28 protein-coding genes, 1 tRNA gene and 1 pseudogene are annotated in these 23,651 nt (G+C 67.1%); 7 read left to right on the top strand and 23 right to left on the bottom strand.

What is annotated here, in order from left to right; translation table 11 throughout:
- Nucleotides 1-2: 2 nt before the first annotated feature.
- Nucleotides 3-167 carry a DUF1328 domain-containing protein gene (locus AAG895_RS01070; protein ID WP_345793719.1) on the bottom strand — a complete coding sequence of 55 codons (165 nt, stop codon included), beginning with the start codon at nt 165-167 and terminating at the stop codon, nt 3-5.
- Between the two features lie 232 nt (nt 168-399).
- On the opposite strand from AAG895_RS01070, the gene AAG895_RS01065 reads away from it, so the two are divergent.
- Entirely contained in the window at nt 400-1,809 is a 1,410-nt protein-coding gene (locus AAG895_RS01065; RefSeq protein WP_345793718.1) for a diguanylate cyclase, read from the top strand.
- Nucleotides 1,810-1,890: 81 nt separating this feature from the next.
- Nucleotides 1,891-3,516, top strand: coding sequence for an ABC-F family ATPase (locus AAG895_RS01060; RefSeq protein ID WP_345793717.1), 1,626 nt, complete (start codon nt 1,891-1,893; stop codon nt 3,514-3,516).
- Between the two features lie 123 nt (nt 3,517-3,639).
- On the opposite strand, the gene AAG895_RS01055 is transcribed toward AAG895_RS01060, so the two are convergent.
- The 3 genes from AAG895_RS01055 to AAG895_RS01045 all read right to left on the bottom strand — a co-directional run bounded on the left by AAG895_RS01055 (nt 3,640) and on the right by AAG895_RS01045 (nt 8,044).
- A complete protein-coding gene (locus AAG895_RS01055) occupies nt 3,640-4,401 on the bottom strand; it encodes a 3'-5' exonuclease (protein ID WP_345793716.1) in 762 nt (253 codons plus the stop codon).
- Between the two features lie 10 nt (nt 4,402-4,411).
- Entirely contained in the window at nt 4,412-6,289 is a 1,878-nt protein-coding gene (locus AAG895_RS01050; RefSeq protein ID WP_345793715.1) for a DUF294 nucleotidyltransferase-like domain-containing protein, read from the bottom strand.
- A gap of 123 nt (nt 6,290-6,412) precedes the next feature.
- A complete protein-coding gene (locus AAG895_RS01045) occupies nt 6,413-8,044 on the bottom strand; it encodes a BCCT family transporter (protein WP_345793714.1) in 1,632 nt (543 codons plus the stop codon).
- Nucleotides 8,045-8,245: 201 nt separating this feature from the next.
- Here AAG895_RS01045 and AAG895_RS01040 point away from each other — a divergent pair, with 201 nt between their 5' ends.
- From AAG895_RS01040 to AAG895_RS01025, 4 genes are all read left to right on the top strand, one after another.
- The gene (locus AAG895_RS01040) at nt 8,246-8,635 is read left to right on the top strand and encodes a PTS fructose transporter subunit IIA (protein WP_345793713.1); all 390 of its coding nucleotides are present in this window, start codon (nt 8,246-8,248) and stop codon (nt 8,633-8,635) included.
- A 56-nt stretch (nt 8,636-8,691) separates the two neighbouring features.
- Nucleotides 8,692-8,961 (top strand): HPr family phosphocarrier protein, encoded by a 270-nt coding sequence (locus AAG895_RS01035; protein ID WP_345793712.1) that lies wholly within the window; start codon nt 8,692-8,694, stop codon nt 8,959-8,961.
- 1 nt (nt 8,962) lies between these two features.
- Nucleotides 8,963-10,693 (top strand): phosphoenolpyruvate--protein phosphotransferase, encoded by a 1,731-nt coding sequence (ptsP, locus tag AAG895_RS01030; protein WP_345793711.1) that lies wholly within the window; start codon nt 8,963-8,965, stop codon nt 10,691-10,693.
- A 114-nt stretch (nt 10,694-10,807) separates the two neighbouring features.
- Nucleotides 10,808-10,882 (top strand) — tRNA-Gly (locus tag AAG895_RS01025).
- 89 nt (nt 10,883-10,971) lie between these two features.
- Here the strand turns inward: AAG895_RS01025 and AAG895_RS01020 are convergent.
- The 19 genes from AAG895_RS01020 to AAG895_RS00930 all read right to left on the bottom strand — a co-directional run bounded on the left by AAG895_RS01020 (nt 10,972) and on the right by AAG895_RS00930 (nt 21,476).
- Nucleotides 10,972-11,283: a hypothetical protein gene (locus AAG895_RS01020; RefSeq protein ID WP_345793710.1), complete on the bottom strand. Its 312-nt coding sequence runs from the start codon at nt 11,281-11,283 to the stop codon at nt 10,972-10,974.
- Nucleotides 11,280-11,489: a hypothetical protein gene (locus tag AAG895_RS01015; protein WP_345793709.1), complete on the bottom strand. Its 210-nt coding sequence runs from the start codon at nt 11,487-11,489 to the stop codon at nt 11,280-11,282. Before AAG895_RS01015 ends, AAG895_RS01020 begins: the two co-directional genes overlap by 4 nt.
- Nucleotides 11,486-11,719, bottom strand: a complete 234-nt coding sequence (locus AAG895_RS01010) for a hypothetical protein (RefSeq protein ID WP_345793708.1) — start codon at nt 11,717-11,719, stop codon at nt 11,486-11,488. The genes AAG895_RS01015 and AAG895_RS01010 overlap by 4 nt, the downstream gene beginning before the upstream one ends.
- A complete protein-coding gene (locus AAG895_RS01005) occupies nt 11,716-11,937 on the bottom strand; it encodes a hypothetical protein (RefSeq protein WP_345793707.1) in 222 nt (73 codons plus the stop codon). Before AAG895_RS01005 ends, AAG895_RS01010 begins: the two co-directional genes overlap by 4 nt.
- A complete protein-coding gene (locus tag AAG895_RS01000; RefSeq protein ID WP_345793706.1) occupies nt 11,934-12,269 on the bottom strand; it encodes a hypothetical protein in 336 nt (111 codons plus the stop codon). Before AAG895_RS01000 ends, AAG895_RS01005 begins: the two co-directional genes overlap by 4 nt.
- 2 nt (nt 12,270-12,271) lie before the next feature.
- Nucleotides 12,272-14,245 (bottom strand): tape measure protein, encoded by a 1,974-nt coding sequence (locus tag AAG895_RS00995; RefSeq protein WP_345793705.1) that lies wholly within the window; start codon nt 14,243-14,245, stop codon nt 12,272-12,274.
- A gap of 5 nt (nt 14,246-14,250) precedes the next feature.
- Nucleotides 14,251-14,517: a hypothetical protein gene (locus tag AAG895_RS00990; RefSeq protein WP_345793704.1), complete on the bottom strand. Its 267-nt coding sequence runs from the start codon at nt 14,515-14,517 to the stop codon at nt 14,251-14,253.
- A 13-nt stretch (nt 14,518-14,530) separates the two neighbouring features.
- Nucleotides 14,531-15,475 (bottom strand): hypothetical protein, encoded by a 945-nt coding sequence (locus AAG895_RS00985; protein WP_345793703.1) that lies wholly within the window; start codon nt 15,473-15,475, stop codon nt 14,531-14,533.
- Nucleotides 15,476-15,661: 186 nt separating this feature from the next.
- Nucleotides 15,662-15,859, bottom strand: a complete 198-nt coding sequence (locus AAG895_RS00980; RefSeq protein WP_345793702.1) for a hypothetical protein — start codon at nt 15,857-15,859, stop codon at nt 15,662-15,664.
- A 4-nt stretch (nt 15,860-15,863) separates the two neighbouring features.
- Nucleotides 15,864-16,055, bottom strand: coding sequence for a hypothetical protein (locus tag AAG895_RS00975; RefSeq protein WP_345793701.1), 192 nt, complete (start codon nt 16,053-16,055; stop codon nt 15,864-15,866).
- Nucleotides 16,052-17,395, bottom strand: coding sequence for an AAA family ATPase (locus AAG895_RS00970; protein ID WP_345793700.1), 1,344 nt, complete (start codon nt 17,393-17,395; stop codon nt 16,052-16,054). The genes AAG895_RS00975 and AAG895_RS00970 overlap by 4 nt, the downstream gene beginning before the upstream one ends.
- Complete coding sequence (locus AAG895_RS00965) at nt 17,388-17,813, bottom strand: hypothetical protein (protein WP_345793699.1); 426 nt, start codon at nt 17,811-17,813, stop codon at nt 17,388-17,390. Before AAG895_RS00965 ends, AAG895_RS00970 begins: the two co-directional genes overlap by 8 nt.
- Nucleotides 17,810-18,127 carry a hypothetical protein gene (locus AAG895_RS00960; RefSeq protein WP_345793698.1) on the bottom strand — a complete coding sequence of 106 codons (318 nt, stop codon included), beginning with the start codon at nt 18,125-18,127 and terminating at the stop codon, nt 17,810-17,812. The genes AAG895_RS00965 and AAG895_RS00960 overlap by 4 nt, the downstream gene beginning before the upstream one ends.
- Nucleotides 18,124-18,465 (bottom strand): helix-turn-helix domain-containing protein, encoded by a 342-nt coding sequence (locus tag AAG895_RS00955; RefSeq protein ID WP_345793697.1) that lies wholly within the window; start codon nt 18,463-18,465, stop codon nt 18,124-18,126. Before AAG895_RS00955 ends, AAG895_RS00960 begins: the two co-directional genes overlap by 4 nt.
- A 13-nt stretch (nt 18,466-18,478) precedes the next feature.
- Nucleotides 18,479-18,733 (bottom strand): hypothetical protein, encoded by a 255-nt coding sequence (locus tag AAG895_RS00950; protein WP_345793696.1) that lies wholly within the window; start codon nt 18,731-18,733, stop codon nt 18,479-18,481.
- Between the two features lie 87 nt (nt 18,734-18,820).
- Nucleotides 18,821-19,459 (bottom strand): hypothetical protein, encoded by a 639-nt coding sequence (locus AAG895_RS00945; RefSeq protein WP_345793695.1) that lies wholly within the window; start codon nt 19,457-19,459, stop codon nt 18,821-18,823.
- Nucleotides 19,460-19,473: 14 nt separating this feature from the next.
- Nucleotides 19,474-19,797: a hypothetical protein gene (locus tag AAG895_RS00940; RefSeq protein ID WP_345793694.1), complete on the bottom strand. Its 324-nt coding sequence runs from the start codon at nt 19,795-19,797 to the stop codon at nt 19,474-19,476.
- 10 nt (nt 19,798-19,807) lie between these two features.
- Nucleotides 19,808-20,008 carry a hypothetical protein gene (locus AAG895_RS00935; protein ID WP_345793693.1) on the bottom strand — a complete coding sequence of 67 codons (201 nt, stop codon included), beginning with the start codon at nt 20,006-20,008 and terminating at the stop codon, nt 19,808-19,810.
- Nucleotides 20,009-20,129: 121 nt separating this feature from the next.
- On the bottom strand, nt 20,130-21,476 hold the full coding sequence (locus AAG895_RS00930) for a tyrosine-type recombinase/integrase (protein ID WP_345793692.1): 1,347 nt from the start codon (nt 21,474-21,476) through the stop codon (nt 20,130-20,132).
- Nucleotides 21,477-21,904: 428 nt separating this feature from the next.
- Here AAG895_RS00930 and AAG895_RS00925 point away from each other — a divergent pair.
- A pseudogene (locus AAG895_RS00925) lies at nt 21,905-23,650 on the top strand (arylsulfatase).
- Nucleotide 23,651: the final 1 nt, after the last annotated feature.

Here is a 23,651-nt window from a genome sequence, read left to right as displayed (position 1 = left end):
CCTCATCGCCCCTTGATGAGGTTGATGATGAAGCTGGCGATCGCCATCACCAGGAAGACGACGAACAGCACCTTGGCGATCTCGGCGGCGCCGGCGGCGATGCCGCCGAAACCGAGCACGGCGGCGATGAGGGCGATGACGAAGAAGACGACGGCGTAGTGCAGCATGATGTTCTCCTCGCTGGGCTCCGGGCGGAGCAGCCCCGGATCACGCCTTCACTCTAGGCGCCGGCCGCGCTGGCGCCCATCGGCCCGCTCCGAAACCGGCGTCGGACGATTCCGACACGCGCCCGCGGCGGCGGCGAGGCGAGACGCCGGGATTGGGTACAAGCAATTCAGCAGATCTTGATGTTGCGTGGCAATATCGCGAACTTCTTCAAACGTATGATTCATAACAAAAATGCCAGATTCATCCCCTGCAACGGACGAGACGATCCAGAAGGATTGGTCCGATATTTTCGATCACGCGCCCGAACGGTCGCGGACGGCCGTGCGCGACATCGTCGAGACCCACAAGGCGTCGATGGCTGACAGCTTCTACACGCGGATGATGCAGGACCCCGAGGCGCAGGCCTTCCTCGACAACGAGACCGTCCACGCCCGTCTGCATGCCTCGATGCAGCGCTGGCTGAGCACGCTGTTCTCATGCGAGACGCGCGCGCAGTTCCTGACCGCGATGGCGATGCAGCGCCACGTCGGCGAGGTCCACGCGCGCATCGACGTGCCGGTGAACATCGTCGCGCGCGGCGCGCGCCTGCTGAAGAACCGCATCGGCAGTCAGCTCGCGCAGAGCACGCTGAGCCGCGACGATCTGGTCGAGGCAGTGATCTACGTCGACAGCCTGATCGACCTCGCCTTCGAGGTCATGAGCTCGGCCTTCGTCGCCTCGCACGAGCGCACGGCGCGCATCGACGAGGCCTATCGCGCCTTCTCGACCGGGCAGAACATGTCGCTCGAGCGCGAGCGCCAGCGCAGCGCACTGCTCGACTGGGAGAACCGCTACCTGCAGGCCATGATGACCGCCGCGCCCGGCGACAGCCTCCCGCGCGTGAGCCAGTCGTCCTTCGGCTTGTGGATGCAGCACAAGGCGTCGGCGATGTTCCGCGGCGCACCGGAGATGAGCACGATCCGCGCCCTGATGCGCAGCATCGACGACAGCCTGCTGCCGCTCTGTACCCAGCAGCTCGACAGCGACGACCTCGCCGAGACGCGGCGCCTGATGCGCGAGATCCAGTCGGCGACCGGCGAACTCAAGTTCCTCGTCGAGAGCATGTTCGAGCACCTGGTCGATCTCGAGTCGGGCAAGGATGCGCTGACGCAGCTGCTCAACCGGCGCTTCCTGCCTGCGATCCTGGCGCGCGAATCGGAGATCGCGCGCACGGAGGGCACGCCGTTCGCGCTGCTGCTGATCGACGTCGACCACTTCAAGCGCATCAACGACGAGCACGGCCATCAGGCCGGCGACCGCGTGCTGCAGCAGGTGGCGGCGATCCTGCAGAACACCGTGCGTTCGGGCGACTTCGTGTTCCGCTACGGCGGCGAGGAATTCCTCGTGCTGCTGGTGGAGATGGATCCGCAGCATGCGAAGCGCGTGGCCGAGAAGATCCGCACGCGCATCGCCTCCGAGGCGCTGATCATCGCCGGCGGGCCGCAGCTCAGGCTTACCGTGAGCATCGGCGCCGCGATGCACGACGGCCACCCCGACTACCAGCGCCTGGTCAATCGCGCCGACGACGCGATGTATCGCGCCAAGCAGGGCGGGCGCAACCGCTGCGAGTTCGACCTCGGCGACGCCCCCGCCGGACGCTGACCGCGCACGCCGGCGAGCCCGCCCGCGCCAGCCTGCGCTATAATCCAAGGCTTTGTTTTATCTGAAAATCAGGACGCTTCCGTGCTCGTCGCAGCCAATATCACCCAGCAGTTCGGGGCCAAGCCCCTGTTCGAGAACGTCTCCGTCAAGTTCGGCGACGGCAACCGCTACGGCCTGATCGGAGCCAACGGCGCCGGCAAGTCGACCTTCATGAAGATCCTGTGCGGCATCCTCGAACCCAGCGCAGGCAACGTCTCCAAGGATCCGCACGAGCGCATGGCCTACCTGCGCCAGGACCAGTTCGCCTACGAAGACATGCGCGTGCTCGACGTGGTGATGATGGGCCACGAGGAGCTGTGGGCGGCGATCAAGGAGCGCGACGCGATCTACGCCAACCCGGACGCCACCGAGGACGACTACATGCACGCCGCCGAGCTCGAGGGCAAGGTCGGCGAGTACGACGGCTACACCGCCGAGGCGCGCGCCGGCGAGCTGCTGCTCGGCGTGGGCATTCCCACCGAGCTGCACAACGGCCCGATGAGCGAGGTCGCCCCGGGCTGGAAGCTGCGCGTGCTGCTCACCCAGGCGCTGTTCGCCAACCCCGACATCCTGCTGCTCGACGAGCCGACCAACAACCTCGACATCAACACCATCCGCTGGCTCGAGGACGTGCTCAACAACCGCGACTGCACGATGGTCATCATCTCGCACGACCGCCACTTCCTGAACCAGGTCTGCACCCACATGGCCGACCTGGACTACGGCACGATCACGATCTACCCGGGCAACTACGACGACTACATGGAAGCGTCGACGATGGCGCGCGAGCGCCAGTCGTCGGCCAACGCCCGCGCCAAGGACAAGATCCAGGAGCTGCAGGCCTTCGTGCGCCGCTTCTCGGCCAACAAGTCCAAGGCCAAGCAGGCCACCAGCCGCCTCAAGCTGATCGACAAGCTCAAGCCCGAGGACGTCAAGCCGTCTTCCCGCCAGTACCCGTGGATCCGCTTCGACTACGACGAGAAGGACAAGCTGCACCGCCTGGCCTGCGAGGTGGACAACATCTCCTTCGCCTACGAGGGCATGGACAAGCCGCTGATCAACCGCTTCTCGATCGCCATCGAGGCCGGCGAGAAGGTGGCGATCATCGGCGAGAACGGCGTCGGCAAGACCACGCTGATGAAGCTGCTGATGGGCGAGCTCGCGCCGCAGAAGGGCGCCATCAAGTGGGCGGAGAAGGCCAAGCCGGGCTACTACGCGCAGGACCACTCGAGCGATTTCGCCGAGGACGTCAGCCTCACCGACTGGATCGCGCCCTATTCGCGCATCACCGCCGCCGCCACCGGCGAGGACAACGAGACCCTGCTGCGCGGCACGCTCGGCCGCCTGCTGTTCTCGGGCGACGAGGTGAAGAAGTCGGTGAAGGTGATCTCCGGCGGCGAGCAGGGCCGCATGCTGTTCGGCAAGCTGATGCTGTCGCGCCCCAACGTGCTGCTGATGGACGAGCCCACCAACCACCTCGACATGGAATCGATCGAGTCGCTCAACAGCGGCCTCGAGAAGTTCTCCGGCACGCTGATCTTCATCTCGCATGACCGCGAGTTCGTGTCCTCGCTCGCCACCCGCATCATCGAGATCAAACTCGACCACCAGATCGTCGACTACCGCGGGACCTACGAGGAATACCTTTCCTCGCAAGGCCTGGACTGATCCGAAGCCCGCCGTGGGCGCGGGCTTGCCGTGGGAGCGGGCTTGCCCGCGAAAGCGGCGGTCCAGGAAGCGCTGTTCGCGGGCAAGCCCGCTCCCGCAGACAGTTGCGCCCACGGGGGCGAATCAGCGCCACAGCTCGCGCAGCGGCGTCTCCGGCGCGAACCGGTGCGCCACCTGCGCCTGCAGCAGCTCGGCGGTGGCGAGCGCGTCGGTCAGCGCGTGGTGGGCGCGGTAGCGCGGCAGGCCATAGCGCTCGCGGCTGTCGGCAAGGCGAATCGACACCTGCGCCGGCTTGCGCCCGAAGAGGCGCGCGAACAGGCCGGGCGGCGGCTGGCGATGCAGGCGCGCCTCCAGCTCCATGGTGTCGATGACCGGGAACTCGAGCCCCTCGCCGAGACGCGCCTGCAGCGCCACGTCCAGGAAGCTGCGCTCGATCTCGCGGCAATGCACCACCACCACGCGGCCGGCCAGCGCCGGCAGCAGCGCGTCCACGATCGCGCCGAAGTCGGGCGCGGCCTCGATCTGCGCATGGGTGATGGCGTGGATGGTGACCGACTCGGGGTTCAGCTCGAGGCGCGGGCGCACCACCCAGTAGCGCGAGGCGCTCGAGCGGATGCGGGCGCCGTCGATCGGCACCGCGCCGATGCTGACGATCTCGTCGCGCGCGGGATCGAGCCCGGTGGTCTCGACGTCGAGCGCGACCATCGGCACGTCCTTGATCGGCGTGTCGCCGCCCACCGCGCCGGCGGCGTAGAAGGCGCGCAGGCGGGCATCGCGGGCGGCGGCGGCGAGCGCGGCAAAGCGCGCCGGCCAGTCCGGGACTGCCCGTGCGCCGCCAAGGCGAAACACGGGGGCATCCTTCCTGAGGTCGCCCAGGTGCAGCATGGTCGCGGCCTCAGTTCGCCCGCCCGGGCTGGTAACGGTACTTGAGGAATTTCTGCGCGTTGCCGAGGATCAGGAAGGCGTCGCGCAGGCTCTTGCGCTCGAACTCCGACAGCTTCTCCGGAACGATGCTGTTGTCCGGCTCGGCACCCGCGGCGAGCGACTCGGCCTGGTGGCGGGCGCGCACCATGCAGATGAATTCGAGCGCGTCGTAGAGGTCCTGCCCGCGCCCGAGCGGCAGGATGGCCGCATCGATGATGTCCTTGAGGCGCTCGAAGGAGTTCAGCGCCATCGAACCGATCGCCAGGGAATGCACCCGCACCAGGTCGGCGAGCGGCGCGGTGCCGCGGCGCTTGATGTTGATCGCGCCGGTGTGGCGGCCGTCCGATTCGACCACGAAGTCCTTGAAGAAGCCGAGCGGCGGCGTGCGCAGCAGCGCGTTGCGCGCCATGCAGGCGAGAAAGCGCGCGTTGCCGCGGGCCTTGCGGGCGATCAGCTCGCGCAGCCGCGTCGCCCACTCGGTGCGCCCCCACACGCCGTCGAGGTCGAAGAAGATGCCGGCATTGAGCAGCGACTCGGGGGTCGGGCGCTCGATCCACTCGATGAAGGTGCGCTCCCACACCCGCAGCGGCTGCCGCCAGCGCGCGTTGGTCGCCATCACCCCGCCGCTGCAGTAGCTGTAGCCGCAGCGCGCCAGGCCGTCGCTGACGAAGGCGGCGAGCGCCTTGAAGTAGGCGTCGTGCTGCGCCGGGTCGAAGCGGTTGTCGAGGACCAGGGCGTTGTCCTGGTCGGTGACGATGAGTTGCTCCTGGCGTGCCATCGAGCCGAGCGCCAGGAAGCAATAGGGCACCGGCGGCGGGCCGAGCTCGGCCTCGGCGAGTTCGAGCAGGCGCTGCTTGAAGCTGCGGCCGATCGCCGCCATCGCGCTGCCGATCATGTTGGCGCTGGCGTCCTCGGCCACCATGCGCGCGAAGCAGGCGCGCACCTCGGGCACGAGCGCCGCGAGCTCATCCTGCGACTGCTGGCGGAAGATGCTGCCGACCACGAACAGGCTGTTTCGCGACTCGTAGCGGATGATGTCCGACAGCGCGATCACGCCCAGCGGTCGCTGGTTCTTCAGCACCGGCAGGTGATGCACGTTGTGGCGCAGCATCGCCAGCATGGCCTCGAACACGAGCTGGTTGTGATTCACCGCCACCACGCCGCGCGACATGATCTCGCCCGCCGGGGTGTCGTAGGGCAGGCCGGGGGCGACCAGGCGCGTGCGCAGGTCGCGGTCGGTGACGATGCCCGACAGAACGGGCAGCTCGGGCACCTCGGGGTTGTCGTCGACGATCAGCAGCGAGGACACACCCTCTTCGCTCATGCGCTGGGCAAGCTCGCGCGCGCTCGCCGTGCTCGGCAAGGTCACCGCGGCGCGCCCCACCAGGGTGTCGACGGTGGCCGAAAGCAGGTCGTTGGACTCCTCCCGGCGCGACACCACCTGGCGCAGGCGGGTGCGGTCCTCGACCTCGACGTAGTCGGCGAAGCTCTCGTGCTGCTCGAAGAGCTCGGTGAAGACGGCGGCGGGGATGAGGTAGATCAGCGCGTCCTCGAGCGCGGTGGCCGGAAAGCGCACGCGACCGTTGCGCAGCAGGCCGAACTCGCCGAAGTAGCCGCCTTCGGTGAGCCTGTTGTACAGCGTACCGTTGCGGCGGAAGACCTCGACGGCACCGCTACGCACCACGTGCCAGAAGGCGGCGGGCTCGCCGAACGCGACGATGCCCTCGCCGGCCTTGTAGTAGCGCACGTCGACCGCCGCAGCGGTCCGCTGCAGCACCTCCTCGGGCAGGTCGGCGAAGGGCGGGCGGGCGCGCAGAAAGTCGAGGATCTCGAGTTGTTCGATCTGCATGAAGGCCTGACTCGCTAGGACGGGGTGGAATCGCGGCTGCACTCGCGGGCAAGCGCGCCCTTGCGGCAGTCCTCGGGAAGAGGCCGCCCGCCGCGGGCGCGGGCTTGCCCGCGAAGCAGGCGCTCAGCGCAAGCGCGGCTCCGACATGAGCCCCTTGACCACCGCCACCGCCGACATCAGCAGCACGATCGTGAAGGGCAGGCCGGTCGACACCGCCATCGCCTGCAGCGCCACCAGGCCACCGCCGAGGATCAGCGCGATTGCGACCAGGCCCTCGAATGTGGCCCAGAACACGCGCTGCGGCAAGGGCGCGTCGACCTTGCCGCCGGCGGCGATGACGTCGATCACCAGCGAGCCCGAGTCGGACGAGGTCACGAAGAACACCACCACCAGGACGATGGCGATGAACGAGGTGATCTGCGCCAGCGGCAGCGCCTCGAGCATCGCGAACAGCTGCAGCGGCAGCTCGGCCTTGGTCGCGGCCTCGTAGCCGTCGCGCACGACCTGCAGGATCGCGGTCTCGCCGAACACCGTCATCCACAGCACGCAGGCCAGCGAGGGCACGATCAGCACGGCGAAGATGAACTCGCGCACCGTGCGCCCGCGCGACACGCGCGCGATGAACATGCCGACGAAGGGCGACCACGAGATCCACCATGCCCAGTAGAAGGCGGTCCAGCCCTGCGAGAAGTTGGCGTCGTCGCGCCCGATCGGGTTGGCCAGCGCCGGCAGGTGTTCCAGGTAGGCGCCGAGGTTGCCGAAGAAGCCCGAGAGGATGTCGAGCGTGGGGCCGACCCCGATCACGAACAGCATCAGCAGCAGCGCCAGCACCATGTTGATCTCGGACAGGCGCTTGACGCCCGCGTCCAGACCCGCCACCACGGACACCAGCGCGATCGCGGTGATGCCGATCACGAGCACGATCTGGGTGGTGTTGCCGAGGGGTACGTCGAAGAGGAAGTTGAGGCCGGAGCTCGCCTGCGCGGCGCCGTAGCCGAGCGAGGTGGCGAGGCCGAACAGTGTCGCCAGCACGGCGAGGATGTCGACGACGTGACCCGGCCAGCCCCACACGCGCTCGCCCAGCAGCGGGTAGAACACCGAACGCACGGTGAGCGGCAGGCCCTTGTTGAACGAGAACAGCGCCAGGCCGAGCGCCATCGTGGCGTACATCGCCCACGGGTGCAGTGCCCAGTGGTAGATCGTGGCTGCCATGGCGAGCCGGGTGGCCGCCTCGGCGTCCCCGGCGGCCGCGCCCAGCGGCGCCCAGTCGGTGCGCACGCCGTTCTCCACCGCGGTGCCGCCGAAGGCACTACCGAAGTGCGAAAGCGGCTCCGACACGCCGAAGAACATCAGGCCGATGCCCATGCCGGCCGCGAACAGCATCGAGAACCAGCCCAGATAGCTGTAGTCGGGCGTGGCCTCGGTGCCACCCAGACGGACCTTGCCAAGCGGAGAGACCGCCAGACCGAGCATGACGAGCACGAAGATGTTGCCGGCGGCGATGAAGAACCAGTCCAGACTGGAGGTCAGCCAGCTCCGCATGCCGCTGAACAGCGGCTCGACCTGGTTCTGGAAGGCCAGCGTGAGCACCACGAAGGCGACCACCAGCAGGCCGGACACCGCAAATACGCGGTTATGGATGTCGAGCCCGAAGGGGCCCACGTTGACGACGATGTTGTCCTGACCAACCTTGTAGTCGGTCTCGATCGGGTTGACGGCCCCGTCCGGGGCCATGGGGTCCCTGGTGTCTGTCATCTGGTTTCCTTGTATTTATGGTCATCGCTGCGCACGAGAAGGCAGCGGAAATGATGCGCGCGAATGCGACGGGCCCGAGATTGTATCATTTCTCGACAATCTTATTTGTACAAATTCTTTTCCGTGGCCGAATGCCGCGCATGCGGGCCTCATCCTGCGCGCGCAGCCTCTGGGCTAGAATCGGGGCCTGCGGAGAATCACATGATCGGCATCTTCCTCATCACCCACGGCACCCTCGGCGAATCCCTCATCCAGTGCACCTGCCACGTGCTCAACAAGCGCCCCGTGCAGATCGCCCAGCTCGGCGTCTCGGCACAGGACGACCCGCTCGACGTGCTGCCGCTCGCGCGCAGCATGCTCGGCTGGGTCGACAGCGGCGACGGCGTGCTGCTGCTCACCGACATCTACGGCGCCACCCCGAGCAACATCGCGGCCAAGCTCATCGTGCCCGACCAGGTCGAGCTGGTCGCCGGGGTGAACCTGCCGATGCTGCTGCGGGTGCTCACCTACCGTGACCGCGACCTGCCGACCCTGCTCAAGCGCGCCGTCACCGGTGCCTGCGACGGTGTGCTGCACGTCACGCCCAGCTGATTCCCCCGCCACGCAACGCCGCGACATAACCAGAACCGATCGGAGACACCCGCACCATGCCGCGAGGAGACGCCGCCATCATCAACAAGCTCGGCCTGCACGCGCGCGCCTCGGCCAAGCTCACGCAGCTCGCCAGCACCTTCCCGTGCGAAGTCTGGCTCGAGCGCAACGGACGCCGGGTCAACGCCAAGAGCATCATGGGCGTCATGATGCTGGCCGCCGCCAAGGGCAGCACGATCACCATCGACACCCAGGGCGAGCGCGAGGACGAGGCCCTGCAGTCGATCCGGGACCTGATCGCCGACCGCTTCGGCGAAGGGGAGTGAGATGCCCTTCACCCTTCACGGTCTGCCGGTCTCCCAGGGCATCGCGATCGGCCATGTGCACCTGGTCTCGCACGCGCTGCTCGAGGTCAACCACTACCACGTCGCGCCCAAGTACCTCGACGAGGAACTGAGCCGGCTCGACGAGGCGCTCGCCACCGTGCAGGGCGAGCTCGTCGGCCTCAAGGCGGTGACCAGTTCCGGACAGGGGCACAGCGAGGTCGGCGCCTTCGTCGACCTGCAGCTGATGATGCTCGCCGACCCGATGCTGATCGACGCCGCGCGCAAGCTCGTCACCGAACGCCGCTGCAACGCCGAATGGGCGCTGGTGCAGCAGATGGAGCACGTCGTCGAGCAGTTCCGCCAGATCGAGGACCCCTACCTGCGCGAGCGCCAGGCAGACGTCGTGCAGGTGGTCGAGCGCCTGGTCAAGGTGCTGCTCGGCCACCCCGGACGACTGCCACCGAAGCGCCGCGACGGGCTCGGCACCATCGTCGTCGCCCACGACCTGTCGCCCGCCGACACCATCGGCTTTCGCGACCACAATATCGCCGGCTTCGTCACCGACGTCGGCGGCCCCACCAGCCACACCGCGATCGTTGCCCGCAGCCTCAAGATTCCGGCGGTGGTCGGCCTGCATCATGTGCGCGATCTGCTCGAGGACGACGAGCTCGTCATCGTCGACGGAACCCGCGGCGTCATCATCGTCGCCCCCGGCGACGAGATCGTCGAGGAATACCGCCTGCGCCGCAGCGAGCTCGAGATCGAGCGCTCCAAGCTCAACCGCCTGCGCGACACGCGCGCCGCCACGCTCGACGGCGAGACCATCAACCTGCTCGCCAACATCGAGGGGCCCAAGGACCTGCCCTCGGTCAAGACCGCGAACGCCGACGGCATCGGGCTCTACCGTACCGAGTTCCTCTTCATCGGCCGCGACGTGCTGCCCGACGAGGAGGAGCAGTACGAGGCCTACCGCGCGGTGGTCAAGGCGCTGCCGAACAAGCCGGTCACCATCCGCACCTTCGACGTCGGCGCCGACAAGGCGCTCAACGGCGCCCATGCGCGCATGGAGCCCAATCCCGCGCTCGGCCTGCGCGCGGTGCGCTACTCGCTCGCCGAGCCGAAGATGTTCCTGACCCAGCTGCGCGCGCTGCTGCGCGCCTCGGCGCACGGCAAGCTGCAGATCATGATCCCGATGCTGGCGCACGCACAGGAGATCGACCAGTGCCTCGCCCTGGTGGAGAAGGCGAAGGCGGAACTGCGCGCCGAGAAGGTGAAGTTCGACGAGGGCGTGCAGATCGGCGGCATGATCGAGATCCCCGCCGCCGCGTTGTCGCTCGGCATGTTCATCCGCCGCCTCGCCTTCCTGTCGATCGGCACCAACGATCTCATCCAGTACACGCTGGCGATCGACCGCTCGGACGAAGCCGTGGTGCACCTGTACGACCCGCTCCACCCCGCCGTGCTCAAGCTCATCGCCGGCACCATCGCCACCGGCGCGCGCTACGGCCTGCCGGTGTCGGTGTGTGGCGAGATGGCGGGCGACACGCTGTACACCGAGCTGCTGCTCGGCATGGGGCTGCGCAACTTCTCGATGCACCCGGGCAACATCCTCGAGATCAAGCAGCAGGTGCTGCGCGCCGACCTCGGCGACCTGGCGCCCAAGGTGCAGCGCATCCTCAAGATGGATGAGCCGGCACGCATCCGCGAGGCTGTCGAGCGGCTCACCACCTGAGGCGCGCCACCGCCCGCCTGCATCCGTCCGCATCCTTCCGAGTTGAAGCGGCTCGGCGCTGAGGCTACAATTCGCGGGCTATTTCGATTGCGCCCCGGGCGCCGGTCGATTTATGCGGGTGTCGTATAATGGCTATTACCTCAGCTTCCCAAGCTGATGACGAGGGTTCGATTCCCTTCACCCGCTCCAAGAGATTTCAAGCACTTACGCCAATCCTACGGGGTTGGCGTTTTGCTTTCCGGGGTCGTGTAGCCACCGTGTAGCCAGATTTTGAGGGGTTACGCGGCCTCAAGGATCATCCGCATCGCCTCGGTAGCGGTCCCGGCCTCGCCCACCAGCCCCACAAGCATTCGTGCCTCTGCCACATCGGCGCAGGCGCGCACCGCGTAGCGCGAGGGGTTGCGGCCGATGTTGCGCGCGGCCAGATCGAGCATGCGGCGGCGTGCGCTTGCGGGGATGCCCTGGTATCGGCGCATGCACGCCACGCACAGGCAGGCGGCGAAGGGCGCCCCGTCGACGTGGTGCGCCAGCGCCCCGCCTGGTCGTGCGGCCATCGGCAGGCGGCAAACGCAGCAAAGGGGCGCGGTCATCGCTGATAGCTCAGCTTGATTTCGAGAAAACTTGCGGCGCCCGGTCCTTGCGCCGGGATCGGCCGCAGATCGGACTCCTTCAACCATCGAAGGTCGCTCACCAGCACATCCACGCCCCGCCCGTGGACGCGGTGTGCCGTGCCGCCGAAGGGTTCCAGGCGCAGACCGCGCTCTGTGATCGCAGTGCGGGCGTGTTGCGGACTCATTGCGATACCTCGTCACGAATGGCGCGGCCGGTTGCCGGGTCGATGCGCGGCGCGGTGATGATGATGTCGAAGGTTTCCGGGCCGTCGGGGTGGCTGGTCGTTTGCGCGTCCTTCACCAGCTCGCCGGCCTCGTTGTAGTGGCCTTGGAAGATGCGGACCACGCGCGAGGAATGCGCGGGCCGTGCGCGAGCCTCCAGGCGTTGCAGGCGGCGTTTCATGGTGGCGGTCATATTCTTGCCTCCAGGTCGGCGCAGATCGCGCGGAACTCGTTTAGGGGCAGCTCACGCACTTCCACCGCGCCGAGACCTTGCGCCGGCTCGCCATTGTCGTAGCGGCGCAGCTCGCCGGCCTCGTCACGAAAGCACCAGCACACCGCAGGCACAGCGCAGCGGGCGGGCTGCAATCGGCTCTCCAGCTTGGCGAGCCGGCGTTTCATGGTCGCGCTCATTGCGCCCCCTTCAGGGCAGCTTGGCGAGCCCTGAACGCCTCTTCTCGCATGGCGAGTGCGGCGGCCTGGTGCGCGGCTTCCTCCTTCGCCTTCCAGGTCTCCACCAGCGCCCCGAAAACCTCCCTCGGGTCTTCGCCCTTGGCGCAGCGCATCAGGGCGGCCGTGGTATCGCGGCGCAGCTCGGGGCTGTAGTCCTTGAAGTCGGTAAGGATTCGCTCCATCAATTCCGGCCAGGCTTCGCGCATCATCGCCAGCAGCGGGCCGGCGCCTTGTGCGCGTTCGATGCACTCGCGCGCGAGTTGGTCGGCGCGGTCGAGGTCGTTGATATTCATGGTCACACCCCAAGCAGCATCTTCAGGCCGTCCGCATTCACCCGGACTTGGATGCTCTTCAAAATCTCCCACATGAACGCCTCCAAATGGGGCTGCAGTCCCGCCCCGTCGATCTTGATGAGTCCGTCACCCTTCTCCATCGCGTCGACTTGGGCCTCCATCACCTTGATTTGCGCTTCGGTCAGGTCCTTCTGCAGCTTCAGGGCTTCATCCCGGCGCTTCGATTCCTTGGCGGCCTCGGCTTCCAGCTTGAACATTTCGCGGAAACTCAGCTTGTCATTGCCCATCAAGCCGAAGAGGGTCCCGAGCGTGGTCCCGGTCGAGTCGATTGCGTTGCTGATGCTCTCGAAGGCGGCGATGGTCTTCTGCGCGTCGGCTTCGATCTGCGCGACGTTGATTTGCACGTTCGCCTCAATGAGTGCGATTCGCTCATTCGAGGCCAGCTTCTCGAGCTCCAGGCGCATCCGCTCGGCAGCCTCCTTGGCCTTGTCCGCCTCCTTGGCGGACTTGTCGAGCGCGGCGGCCTGCTCCTTCGATTGCGCTGTCGTGCGCTGCATCGCTTCCCAGGTGCCGGTCTCCTTGGCTTCGAGGGCGCCGATTGCGGCCGCGTACTGGTCCGCGCTGATGCGGCCGTCCTGAAACGCCTTGTCGGTCAGGGAAAGCACCGCGGCGAGTTGCCCGCCGTCCTTGATCTTGTCCAGGGTCACAAGCAGGCCGGACAGGAACTGTTCGCCCGATACGGCCGGATTGCTCGCAAGGCTCTCGAAGGCGTTCATCACGGTTTCGATCGGATCAACGAAGGATTTCGGATCGATCCCGAGTTCCTTCAGCGCGCGGTCGACTTCCTTCGATGCCTTGGCGAGTTCGTCGGCGGACAGCGCGCCTTTCTCCATGCCCTCTGCGACCGCCTCGCCGGCTTGCTCCCCGCTGTACTTCAGGTCGACGGCGGCCTGGTCGGCACCAGTCAGGGCAGCGGTTGCGCGCGCTGTCGATTCGGCGGCCGTCGCCATCGCGGCATCGATCGCCGGGCCGATGCCGGAAAAGTCGCCAGTCGCCAGGGCCTTCGAAACGGCCGTGGTCGCGGCGTCGAGCACCTGAAACAGCCCGATCAGCCCCGTAATCGAAGCAGTCGCGGCCTGCACGCCCTTGGTGATCGCATCGAAGAGGCCGGCTTTGCCCAGGACGATGAACGCTTCATCCATCGTGTTCTGCAGCCGGTTCCATGCCGCGGTGTAGCCGTCGACATACTCGGTCTCTCCGAAGGTCTCACGCAGTGCTGCGGCGAACTTCGGCAGGAACTCATTAGCCGTGAGGCTTCCACTGGAAACCAGCTTGTCGAGTTCCTGCGTTGTGAGGCCCATCGAATTCGCGGCGATCTGGAACGCGCCCGGCAGGCGTTCGCCAAGTTGCCCGCGCAGTTCTTCCAAGCTCACGGTGCCTTTGCTCACCATCTGCGACACGGCAAGCAATGCGCCTTCGGTTTCCGCGCTCGAACGTCCGAGCGTGCTCATTGCCTTGGCGACCGACTCGAAGATGTCGCGGGTCGCTTGGCCCTCCAGGGCGGTGCCCTTCGTTGCAGCGGTCAGGCTCACATAGGCGTCCGCGGCTTCGAAGAGGTTCAAGCCGAGCACGTTCGCCACGTTGCTGATGTACTGGAACTCCTTGGCGGCCTCGGCTGAAGTGCCCTTCAGTTGCGTCATGGCAAGCTCGAACTTCTGCGCTTGCGTGTTCGCTTCGATGAACTCAGCCACGACGATGGACGCGGCCAGGGCCTGCATTGCGCTCGCCACCGACGCGAGGCCGGCGCCACGCCCGCCGATGCTGTCGAGCTCGTTGTCGAGTTGATCCACGCCCGCGGCGGCGCCCTTGGCGTTCGATTCAACTCCGTCCAGGCCGGACTCGATGCCGCGCAGGGCTGCGCCGGTCTGGTTGTCACCAGTGAAGATGATCGAGACCGTTTTCTGCAGATCGGCCATCGGGGTTACTCCTTGTTTTCGAGCGCGTCGATACGGCGCTCGATTTCGTCAGTGCGGACCGCCTCCAGCAGCGTGCGCAGCAGGAAGCCGGACGCCTTCGCGGTCTCCAGATCGATCGCCCCGCGGCGCAGTTCGAGATAGACCGCGGCCAGCTCGCGCCGGATGCCGCGCGCAGTGCCCAGGGCGGGGCGGCGCTTGAAGCCCCCCGGCCCTGCGACTACCGGCGCAGCGTCAATCACTTCCGGGAGGTTTTCCGGCGCTTTGCGGGCCATGCGAAAGCCCCGATCAGCTCGCCGTCACGCGCTCGGCGACCGGCATGCGATCGCCCTCATACGCCTTGATCAGCAGGGCGTCATGCGCGACCAGCTCCAGAAGCTCACCGATGCGAGCACGCGCCGGGAAGTCGATTTCCGCGCGCAGTTCACGGTGTGCGGGCGAGTTCAGCGCGCCGGCCAGCTCGGCGGCGCGTTCGGTGCCGCGATCGAGCATGTAATGCACTGCGTCCGCCATGTCGGCGGCGGCCCAGATCGAGCGCAGGGCCTCGGGGTAGTTGAGCACGGCATGACCCACGCGCAGTCGCTTGTGATGCTCCGCACTGATGCCCGATGCGATGCCATCAGCGCGCAGGACGGCATTCACGGCGGGATGCTCGGGGTTCTCGAACTGCAGGAACTGAAGGTGCCGCGCGCGTTGCGTGGTGTCGGCAAGCTCGCCCGCGAACAGACCGCGCACGACGGCACGATATTCGCCATCAAGCACCGCGCCCGCAAGATTGTCTTTCGCCATCGGGCCGGGCGTGGTGTAAATCGTCAATTCCTTCTCGATCGCCCGCAGATTCTCCCGTAGCGGCTTCATCGCCCAGCGCGCGGACCGCTCCCAGTCTGCGAAGAAACCCGCGCGGCGTTCGGCGCGGCCGGTGTCGCTGAATCGAGAATCCACGCCGACCGCGCGCACCGCCTGGTCAACCCCGCGCAGCGTCTTCGCCAGGCTCTCGAACGAGGTCATCAAGCCGGTTTTTGCCTCCTTGGCGGCGGCGAGGTCGTAGCCCTGCGGCGTGTGGGCGTTCAGGCGAACAGGCAGCGCCAGGCGGGCGCCCTGCAGATCGAGCGCGTCCACATCGATGTCGCGCCCACGAAGCGGCAGGCGGGCGAGTTCATCGCCAGTGAATCCAAGCGAGCGCGCCACGCTGGTGGCGGTCATGATGGTCGGGAATCCGGTGAATGCGGCCATGGTGCGGGGTCTCCAATGAGGTTATGCCCTCACCCTACGCCCCCGAGTTTTCATAGCGTGAAAACTTCCGGCCAAAAGTTTGCATCTTGTGAAAACTTTCGGGCCTTTTGGCTGCAATATGCGGTCCGAAGTCTGCGCGATGCGATTAATACGCGTATCGGGTCACGCATGCGCAGCGCGTAATGCTCACTCGTCACCGCGCCAGGCGTAGATGATCATGTCCTGCAGCGGTGCCGCCCTGGTCGCGGCGCGCGCCTCGAACGCTTCCAGCTCGGGCGCAAGGCGCCACACGCCCCCGCTGTCGTCCTCGAATGCCCGAATGGTGGCCTTGGTATGTCTGCGCCCCGTCGCGCGGCGTGTGGGGCGTTCTGCTGCGTCTGGCATGGCTTCAGCTCTCCATCATCGGCACGGCGGCCAGGGCGGCGCGGTGCTCACTCAGCACGCGAACGAGGTCGACGGGCACCTGGTAGCGGCGCACCACGTCGCCATTGATGAAGCTCACCAGCCAGGTGCGGGCGAGGATGCGCGCGAGACCGTCGCCACCGTCGCCGACCGTCGCCGGGGTCGTGTGGCGGCTCATGCGTCCGCCTCCACAGGTGCGCCAACTTCACCCGCCTCCACCCCCTCGGGCGGCGTGTCGGCGGGCGTGCGCGTACCCCTCGTGCGCCGAGTTGCGCGCGCGCGCTCTCCCCCCATACCCCCCTGCGCAGTTGGCGCACTTGGCGCGCCACTTGCGCCGGGTGCGCTTTCTTCAGGTTGGCGCGCAGTTGGCGCACTTGGCGCAATGCCAGCGGCAGACCGGCCGGCCGGGGTCACGCTCCACCGCTCGCGCTCCTTGCGGTCGCCGGTCCGGTAGAGTTCGCGGACAAGGTGCCCCGCGCGCTCGGCATCGCGCAGCAGTCGCCAGAACTCGGCGCGCTGCGTACGGGGCGGAAAGCTCCGCTCCCCCTGCAGGGTCTTGAATGCGTTCCCCGGGGCGTTCACGGACGTGGGGATGTACTCGCCTCGGTCGTAGAACTCCGCAAGCAGCCTCAGGACCGAATCGCGGTGTGCGGTGGCAATTAGCCCGGAGCAGTCCGGCATGGAACCGGCCGGCACGATTACGCCATGCGCGCCCCAGGTCAGCCGGATCGGCTCGGCGCGCGGACCTACGTTGCATTTCTCGTGCTTCAGTTCGAGGTCCTTCGTCTGCGCATCGGTCACCAGGAAAAGGCGACTGCGCGCGCTGTTGTGCCATGCCGTGCTTCCCGAGTACCCCCCATCGTTCCCGACGTTCCCGCGGGCCGATGCACGGTCGATATGCACAAGCAGCAGCACGCCCCCGCCCTGCGGACGGGTCAGGCGAGCGAGCGCACGAACGAACTTGCGCACCTCGGCGCGCCTGATCTCGTCACCATCGAAAGTGTCTGAAGCGTTATCGATGATGAACACATCGGCGGCGCGGTTCTCCGCCAGGCGCAGCAGCTCGGTATAGGCGCGCGTCACGTCGCCATCGCGGGTGTATAGCGCCGGGTCGCCTTCGGTCGCGTCCAGCACCATCAGGTTGCCCGATAGGTCCGCGGGGTCGACGTCGAGGTGCCGGCAGATATTCGCCAAGCGCCAGCGCAGCAGGGGCGCGGGGTCCTCGCCACTGTAGAACGCCACGCGCGCCGGCTTCGTCGCCTTGCCCATGAACGGCAGGCCCTGCGCCATGCACACCGCAGCAATCAGCGCGAGCATGGATTTGCCGGTGCCACCGTGCGCCCCCAGAAGCGTTACCACGCCGGCCGGCATCAGTTGCTCGATCCAGTATTCAGGCGCCGGGGGCGGCGATGCGAACACATCCGCGACTTCCACGAGTTGCAGAGTCGGCGGCGGCGCTTCGAGGATCTTCGCGGCCTCTTGGTCGAGAAACGATGTCCCGCGATCGAACTCAGCCATTGAGCACCCCCGCATACTTTGCGGCCGCGCGGATGCGCCCGACCGCCAGCGCGAGCCGTTCGCGGTCCGCTTCGCTGAATGGTTTGCTATCGAGAAGCGCGGCGCCGGCCGTCATCACGACAAGCACCTCGAAGCCGATCGCCCGGAGCACATCGGCAGCGGGGAACGGGCGGCGCTCGCGCGGGTAGTGGTGCGAGGTCTCGCGCGGCGGGAACAGGTCGGTAATCTGCAGCCCGACCGCGCCGACGATCTGGTGGACGTCACAGCCAGCGAAGCAATGCACGAGCACGCGGCCGTCATCGAGTTCACGAACGGACAGGGATGGCCCCTTGTCGTCGTGCGCGGGGCAGCGTGCCGCCCATCCGTTCGGCGTCTTCTTCACACGCTCCAGGCGGTCTAGCAAGGCGTCGGCGCTCATTTCCGTACCTCCAGCGCCTGCAGCTCGCGCACAAGCCACTCCAGCGGCTCGCGGGCTTCGGCGTAGCGGTGCGCGGTCATCGCCCCAAAGGCGCCCCAAAGCGCCTGCACAAGCCGGTCGTGCTGCGTTGCACGCACAGCCTCAGGCGCGCGAGCCTTCCAGCCGGGGCAGACCTTGCCCGCGGTCGTGGCGTGCGGCCAGTCCGGGCGATGGCACCGGCCGAAGTACGTCGACTTCGAGGTCGGCGCGGCAGGCGGCGATAGCTCGAAGTGCCGGCAGTTCCGGCACTTCTTCCGGGTCGAGGTCTGAATCATCCCGCCACCCCCACGCGCAGGTGATAACGCCCCATCCGATGCAGGCGCCCGCACTCGGTCGGCTCAAGGCTCCACACGGTATCGATGCGCAGGCCGATCGCCCGCAGCTCCAGCACGCGCATTGCCGGGTGCATCACATCCAACCAGCGGCGGGCCTCCACGGTCGATAGCGGGCCTTCCTGCAGGGCGGCCAGGACGCGATCGCGCTGGCGCTCCACATCGTTGCCGGGATGGTCGGCGGCGATGGTTTTCAAGCGGGCGATGCGGGTAGAATCGGCGGCAGACGTATTGCTTTGCGCCCTGGTCATCGCCGGGGCGTTTTCTTTTGCGAGGGTCATGATCGGCGCCCCCTCACTGCATGGCTGCAGCGCGGCCGGCGCTCAGACGGGCGGAAAAGTCCGGTGCCTCGGCAGCGCGCGCACCAGACGCCACGGCTTCCACCTCGTCGGCGGGCCACAGCAGGCGCCCATTGGGCAGGCGGGCGGGCTTGATGCCGAGATAGTGCCCGTGTCGCCACAGGCCGGAATTCAGGGTCGCAGGCTTGACGCCGAGCACGACGGCAGCGGCGGCGGTGCTCAGGTTTCGCGGGTTGGAGCTAGGTTTCATGGCTTCACCTCGTTTGGAAGTGAAGCGAATTTCTTAGAAACCGCTCTACGGGGTCAGGGACAAACCAGAGGGCGATTTGTCCCTTGCCTAGCCCGGATTTTGCGGCAGAAGGGCGGGAACATCGGCGCCCGCATCGCGGCGGCGCCTGATCTCGCGCGCAATGGCCTTGTGCATCGCCGTGGGCGTCTTCCCGAAGCGTGCGGCGGTCTGCTGCAATGCCTGGTCGCGCTCCACAGGCGGGAAGTGTGCGCCGGCCTCAGGGTCGAAATACCCACTCAGGCGGCGCTCGTAATCGCCCAGGAATGCCGCGCGATCATCCCGCCTTCGCCCGGTGATCCCGATCGCACGCACGGCCGCGCGGGCTTGTGCGTCGGCGCCCTTGGTGCGCGGATCGTTGAAGGCTTCGAGCGCAGCAGAGACCAGCCCGACAAACTCGCCGGCCTCGCGCTCTGCGCCCTCCAGGCGGCGCAGCACATCAGGCAGTGCCACGGCATCGGCCAGCATGCGCAGGACCACGCCAGGCGGCAGCAGCACGCCGTCGACGCGGTCCTCCAGCAGCGCACACCACTTGGCGCGGCCCCCGTCGGTCTGCAGCTCGCGCAGGATCGCGCGGGCGTAGTCCTCGGGGCGGGCCTCAGCCGGATAGGCGCCCTGCCCAGGCTTGCCGGCCAGATAGGCGCGGGCGAGCTCGAGCAAGGCGCGGGAGACCGCCTCGGCGTGATCCATGCCGGGCGGCCTGGTCACTTCTGCGCCACCGCGGCGGCCTTGCGCGGCCGGCGCTTCGCTGCGGCGACGAATTGCCGGAACTGCTGATCCTGCCCCGCGAACGCTGCCCGGTTGATCAGCATCGGCGCCGTGCGCGTGAGTGTCATCAGGCGCAGCAAGGCGCCCTCCACCTCCTTGACGGTCTCGGGGCTGTAGCGGTACTGGTCGGACTCGTCGCACAGGTTGAACGTGCGGCAGATCGCCGAGAATGCCGCCTGAAACTGCTGCTCTGCGCGCTCGCGTGCGCGGCGCTCCAGCTCGCGGTCGTAGTCGCTGCGGATCGGGTCGAAGGTTGTCATGGCGCGCACCTCAGGGGTTCAGGGTGCCGATCACACCGCGGACGATCTGCGCCGCGGTGCCGCTCATGTGCCGGATGTTGGTGAAGACGCCTTCAGGGTCTTCCTCGCGCTCGGCGCGGGCGTCCAGTCCGTCGAGGATGGCAAGCGCCCGGAAAAGCTCGCTCACGCGGTCGCCGTCGGTCGCGGCGGTGGTAAGGTTCTCGATAGCCATGATGTGAAGCTCCTTTCACGTTGTGGTCAGAGCCGGTGGCGGTGGTCCAGACCGTCGCCGGCTCGCCTGAATCCCTCAGGCAAGGGTGATGCTACTCGCGCCCCGCATAGGTATGTCCATGTCAGGCGCTTTTTTCACTCGCCACCGCGCGCAGCGGCGCGGCCTCTTCCTGCTGCGGCTGTTCGATGCCGGCCTCGGCCAGAATCCAGGCTTCGAGTTCGGCATGCCACTTGCGCAGCAGGTCCAGCGGGCGAACGCGGTAATGCTTCTCTGCCGTCGCGCTCGGCTTGTGGCCCATGATCTGCGCGACCACGCCCACCGGCATATCGGCCCACTCCGCCAGGCTGCCGAAGGATCGCCGAAGGTCGTGCAGGGTCAGGTGAGGCAGCCCCGCGGCCGATAGCGCGGCGTCGTGCGCGTGATTCGGTCGCGTGATGCGGCCAGAGCCACCGCGGCCGGAGAAAACCCACTCGGACGGCTTCCAGTGCTTCAGGTCGTTTGCGATGCGCTTCCCGCGGACGATGCGATACACGCCGGGCGGGGTCTGGTTGCGGCGCTGCAGATCGCGCAGCAGGGCGGCGACGTAGGGCGTAAGCGGAATGGTGCGCTCGCCTTCAACCTTGTCCCGGATGCGCAGGCTACACCAGCGAAAGTCCACATCCGCCCACCGCAGGCCGGCAAGCTCTCCCCGACGTGCGCCGGTCAATAGCAGGGCCTGCAGATAGGCGGCCTGCGTCGGGGCCTCCTTGCGCACGGCCTCGAACCACGCGGCCAACTGTTCGCGCTGCAGGCTGCCGTCCTTCGCCTTCGACTTCGGCACCGCCTTCGTGACCTTCTTCGCTGCGAAGATGCCAGGATCGAAGAGGCCGGCGTAGTCCTCCGACTCGGCGCACCAGTTACCGAAGGCGCGCAACTTGCGGAACGCACCAGCGGCGGCGGTCGGTCGCTTCGCTTTCTCCTTGGCGAGCCATGCGGCGACCTTCTCGGCGGTGAATTCCCCCAGGCGCATGCCGACGAAGCCCGCCAGCGGTTGCGGGGTCGGCTTGGCTTGGATCGCATAGACGTGGTGTTCGCGGTACTTCTCGCCCCACTCGCCCCCGCGGGCCTCGATGTAGGCTCGCCACGCCTCGCCAAAGGTCACGGCCGCGCGCTTGCTCTCGGCTCGCTTGGCCTCGCTGGCGGCGATGCGCTCGCGCTTCTCTTCGCGCGGGTCAATGCCCTGGTCAATCAGGGTTTGCAGGCGGCGAGCCTCGGCGCGGGCGTCGTCAATCGTCCATGCGTCAGTGCTGCCGATCGTTACCCGGACGGTGCGCCGGTCTAGCTTGCTCTCGAAGATGAAGGACTTCGCGCCCGCGGTCGCACGCACCGCCAGGCGCGGCGCTTCGGTGTCCCAAAGAAACGCCTGTTTCGCGCCCTCGGGGCAGGCAAAGCGGGTGATGCGGGAAAGGGTCAGGCGGTCGCGTTGCATGGCATCGGCTCGGGGTCTGGTTGGCTACACAGCGGGTCCGTGTAGCCACAGTGTAGCCAATTTCAGCCGATACACCTAGATTTTTGTCTATGCGTTTTGTCAGGCTCATACGCCTAGAAGCCAGTAACGGCGGGCTTTTTGTGCAAACAAGGCGATTCTTGTCTATGCCCCGAAAAGCCCACACTTTACAGCTTCCCAAGCTGATGACGAGGGTTCGATTCCCTTCACCCGCTCCAACTCAATTTCGCAGAAAGGCCAGCCTCCACCGGGTTGGCCTTTCTGCTTTTGGGCGCCTGCGCGAATGCGGGACGCCCGCGCGCCCCAAACGTTCCGCAGAGCGGAACGAATCGATGTCAGGCAGAATTTCTCGAGATTTCGATTAAATTACTAAAATCCACAACAAGCAGGGTTAATCGAAGGAGACAGAAATGAAGGTACGCCTCGCGTCGCTGCTGGTGTCGCTGGCCGCGCTCGGCCCCGGCATCCACGCCGCCCATGCCGCCCCGCCCGCCCAGCAGGAGCGCCCCAACATCCTGCTCATCATGGCCGACGACCTCGGCTACACCGATCTCGGCAGCTACGGCAGCGAGATCGCCACCCCCAACCTCGACACCCTGGCAGACACCGGGGTCAAGATGACCCAGTTCTACGCCTCGCCGTTCTGCTCGCCGACGTGGGCGATGCTGATGTCGGGCACGGACAACCACCTCAGCGGCTTTGGCGACATGGCCGAGCTGATACTGCCCGAGCAGCGCGGCAAGCCAGGCTACGAGGGCAATCTCAACCAGCGCGTGGTGCCCATGGCGCAGGTGCTCAAGGATGCCGGCTACCGCACGCTGATCACCGGCAAGTGGCACCTTGGCGTGCCGGAGGAGCACAGCCCCGCCAGCCGCGGCTTCGACCAGTCCTACGTGCTGGTGCAGGGCGGCTCCAGCCACTGGAGCGACTAGGCCGGCATCGTCGCGGTCGATCCGGCCAAGCCCCCCAAGGCCATCTATCGCGAGAACGGCAAGGCGGTCGACGTGCCGAAGGACTTCTTCTCGTCCGATTTCTTCACCAACCGGCTGATCGACTACATCGAGTCCGGCAAGGACTCGGGCAAGCCCTTCTTCGCCTACCTCGCCTTCACCGCGCCGCACTGGCCGCTGCATGCGCACGACGCCGACATCGCCAAGTACGAGCAGCGCTACAAGGACGGCTACGACGCGCTGCGTCGCGAGCGCCTCGAGCGCATGAAGAAGCTCGGCCTCGTCGCCCCGGACACGAAGGTCTTCGAGGGCCATCCGTTCTGGCCCAAATGGGACAGCCTGAGCGCCGCCGAGAAGGCCTCCGAGGCCAAGCGCATGGCGGTGTACGCGGCGATGGTCGACAACATGGACCAGAACATCGGCCGCATGCTCGACTACCTCAAGAAGACCGGCCAGCTCGACAACACCTTCATCTTCTTCCTGTCCGACAACGGCGCCGACGGCAACTCGGTCTATGACGTTGCCCGCACCCGCGAGTGGATCCACAAGGAGATGGACAACAGCATCGCCCACATCGGCAAGTCGGGGTCGTATGCCGAGTACGGGCCGGGCTGGGCGCAGGTGGGGTCGACGCCGTTCCGCATGTACAAGTCCTTCATGTACGAGGGCGGCATCACGGTGCCGGCGATCGCCTGGGGGCCGGGCGTCAAGCGCGGCGAGGTCAAGGGCGCCATGGCCCATGTGACCGACATTGCCCCGACGCTCTTTGATCTGGCCCGCACCCGCCACCCGGGCACCGAGTACCAGGGCAAGCCGGTGCTGCCGCTGCGCGGCAAGTCGATGCTGCCCTACCTCCAGGGCCAGGCCAAAGCGGTACGTGGCGAGACCGACACCGTGGGCTGGGAACTCGGCGGCCGCAAGGCGCTGCGCAAGGGCGACTGGAAGATCGTGTTCTCCAACGCACCCTGGGGCACCAACGACTGGGAGCTGTACAACGTCGCCGACGACCGCAGCGAGAGCCGCAACCTCGCCGCTTCGAACCCGCAGAAGCTGGGCGAGATGCTGGTGGCCTGGCGCGACTACGTGCGCGAGACCGGCACGCTGGAGATCCCCGATCTCGCCAACCGCCCCGGCTACAGCAACGGCGCCAAGTACTACGAGGACCTGAAGTACGAGGCCACGCTCGAGCCGCGCGCCGCGCGCTGAA

The sequence above is a fragment of the Thauera sp. JM12B12 genome (assembly GCF_039614725.1).
In the GTDB taxonomy this organism is placed as follows: Bacteria; Pseudomonadota; Gammaproteobacteria; order Burkholderiales; family Rhodocyclaceae; genus Thauera.
The sequence above is the reverse complement of the archived record's forward strand: the minus strand, read 5'-3'. Positions and strand labels throughout refer to the sequence as shown.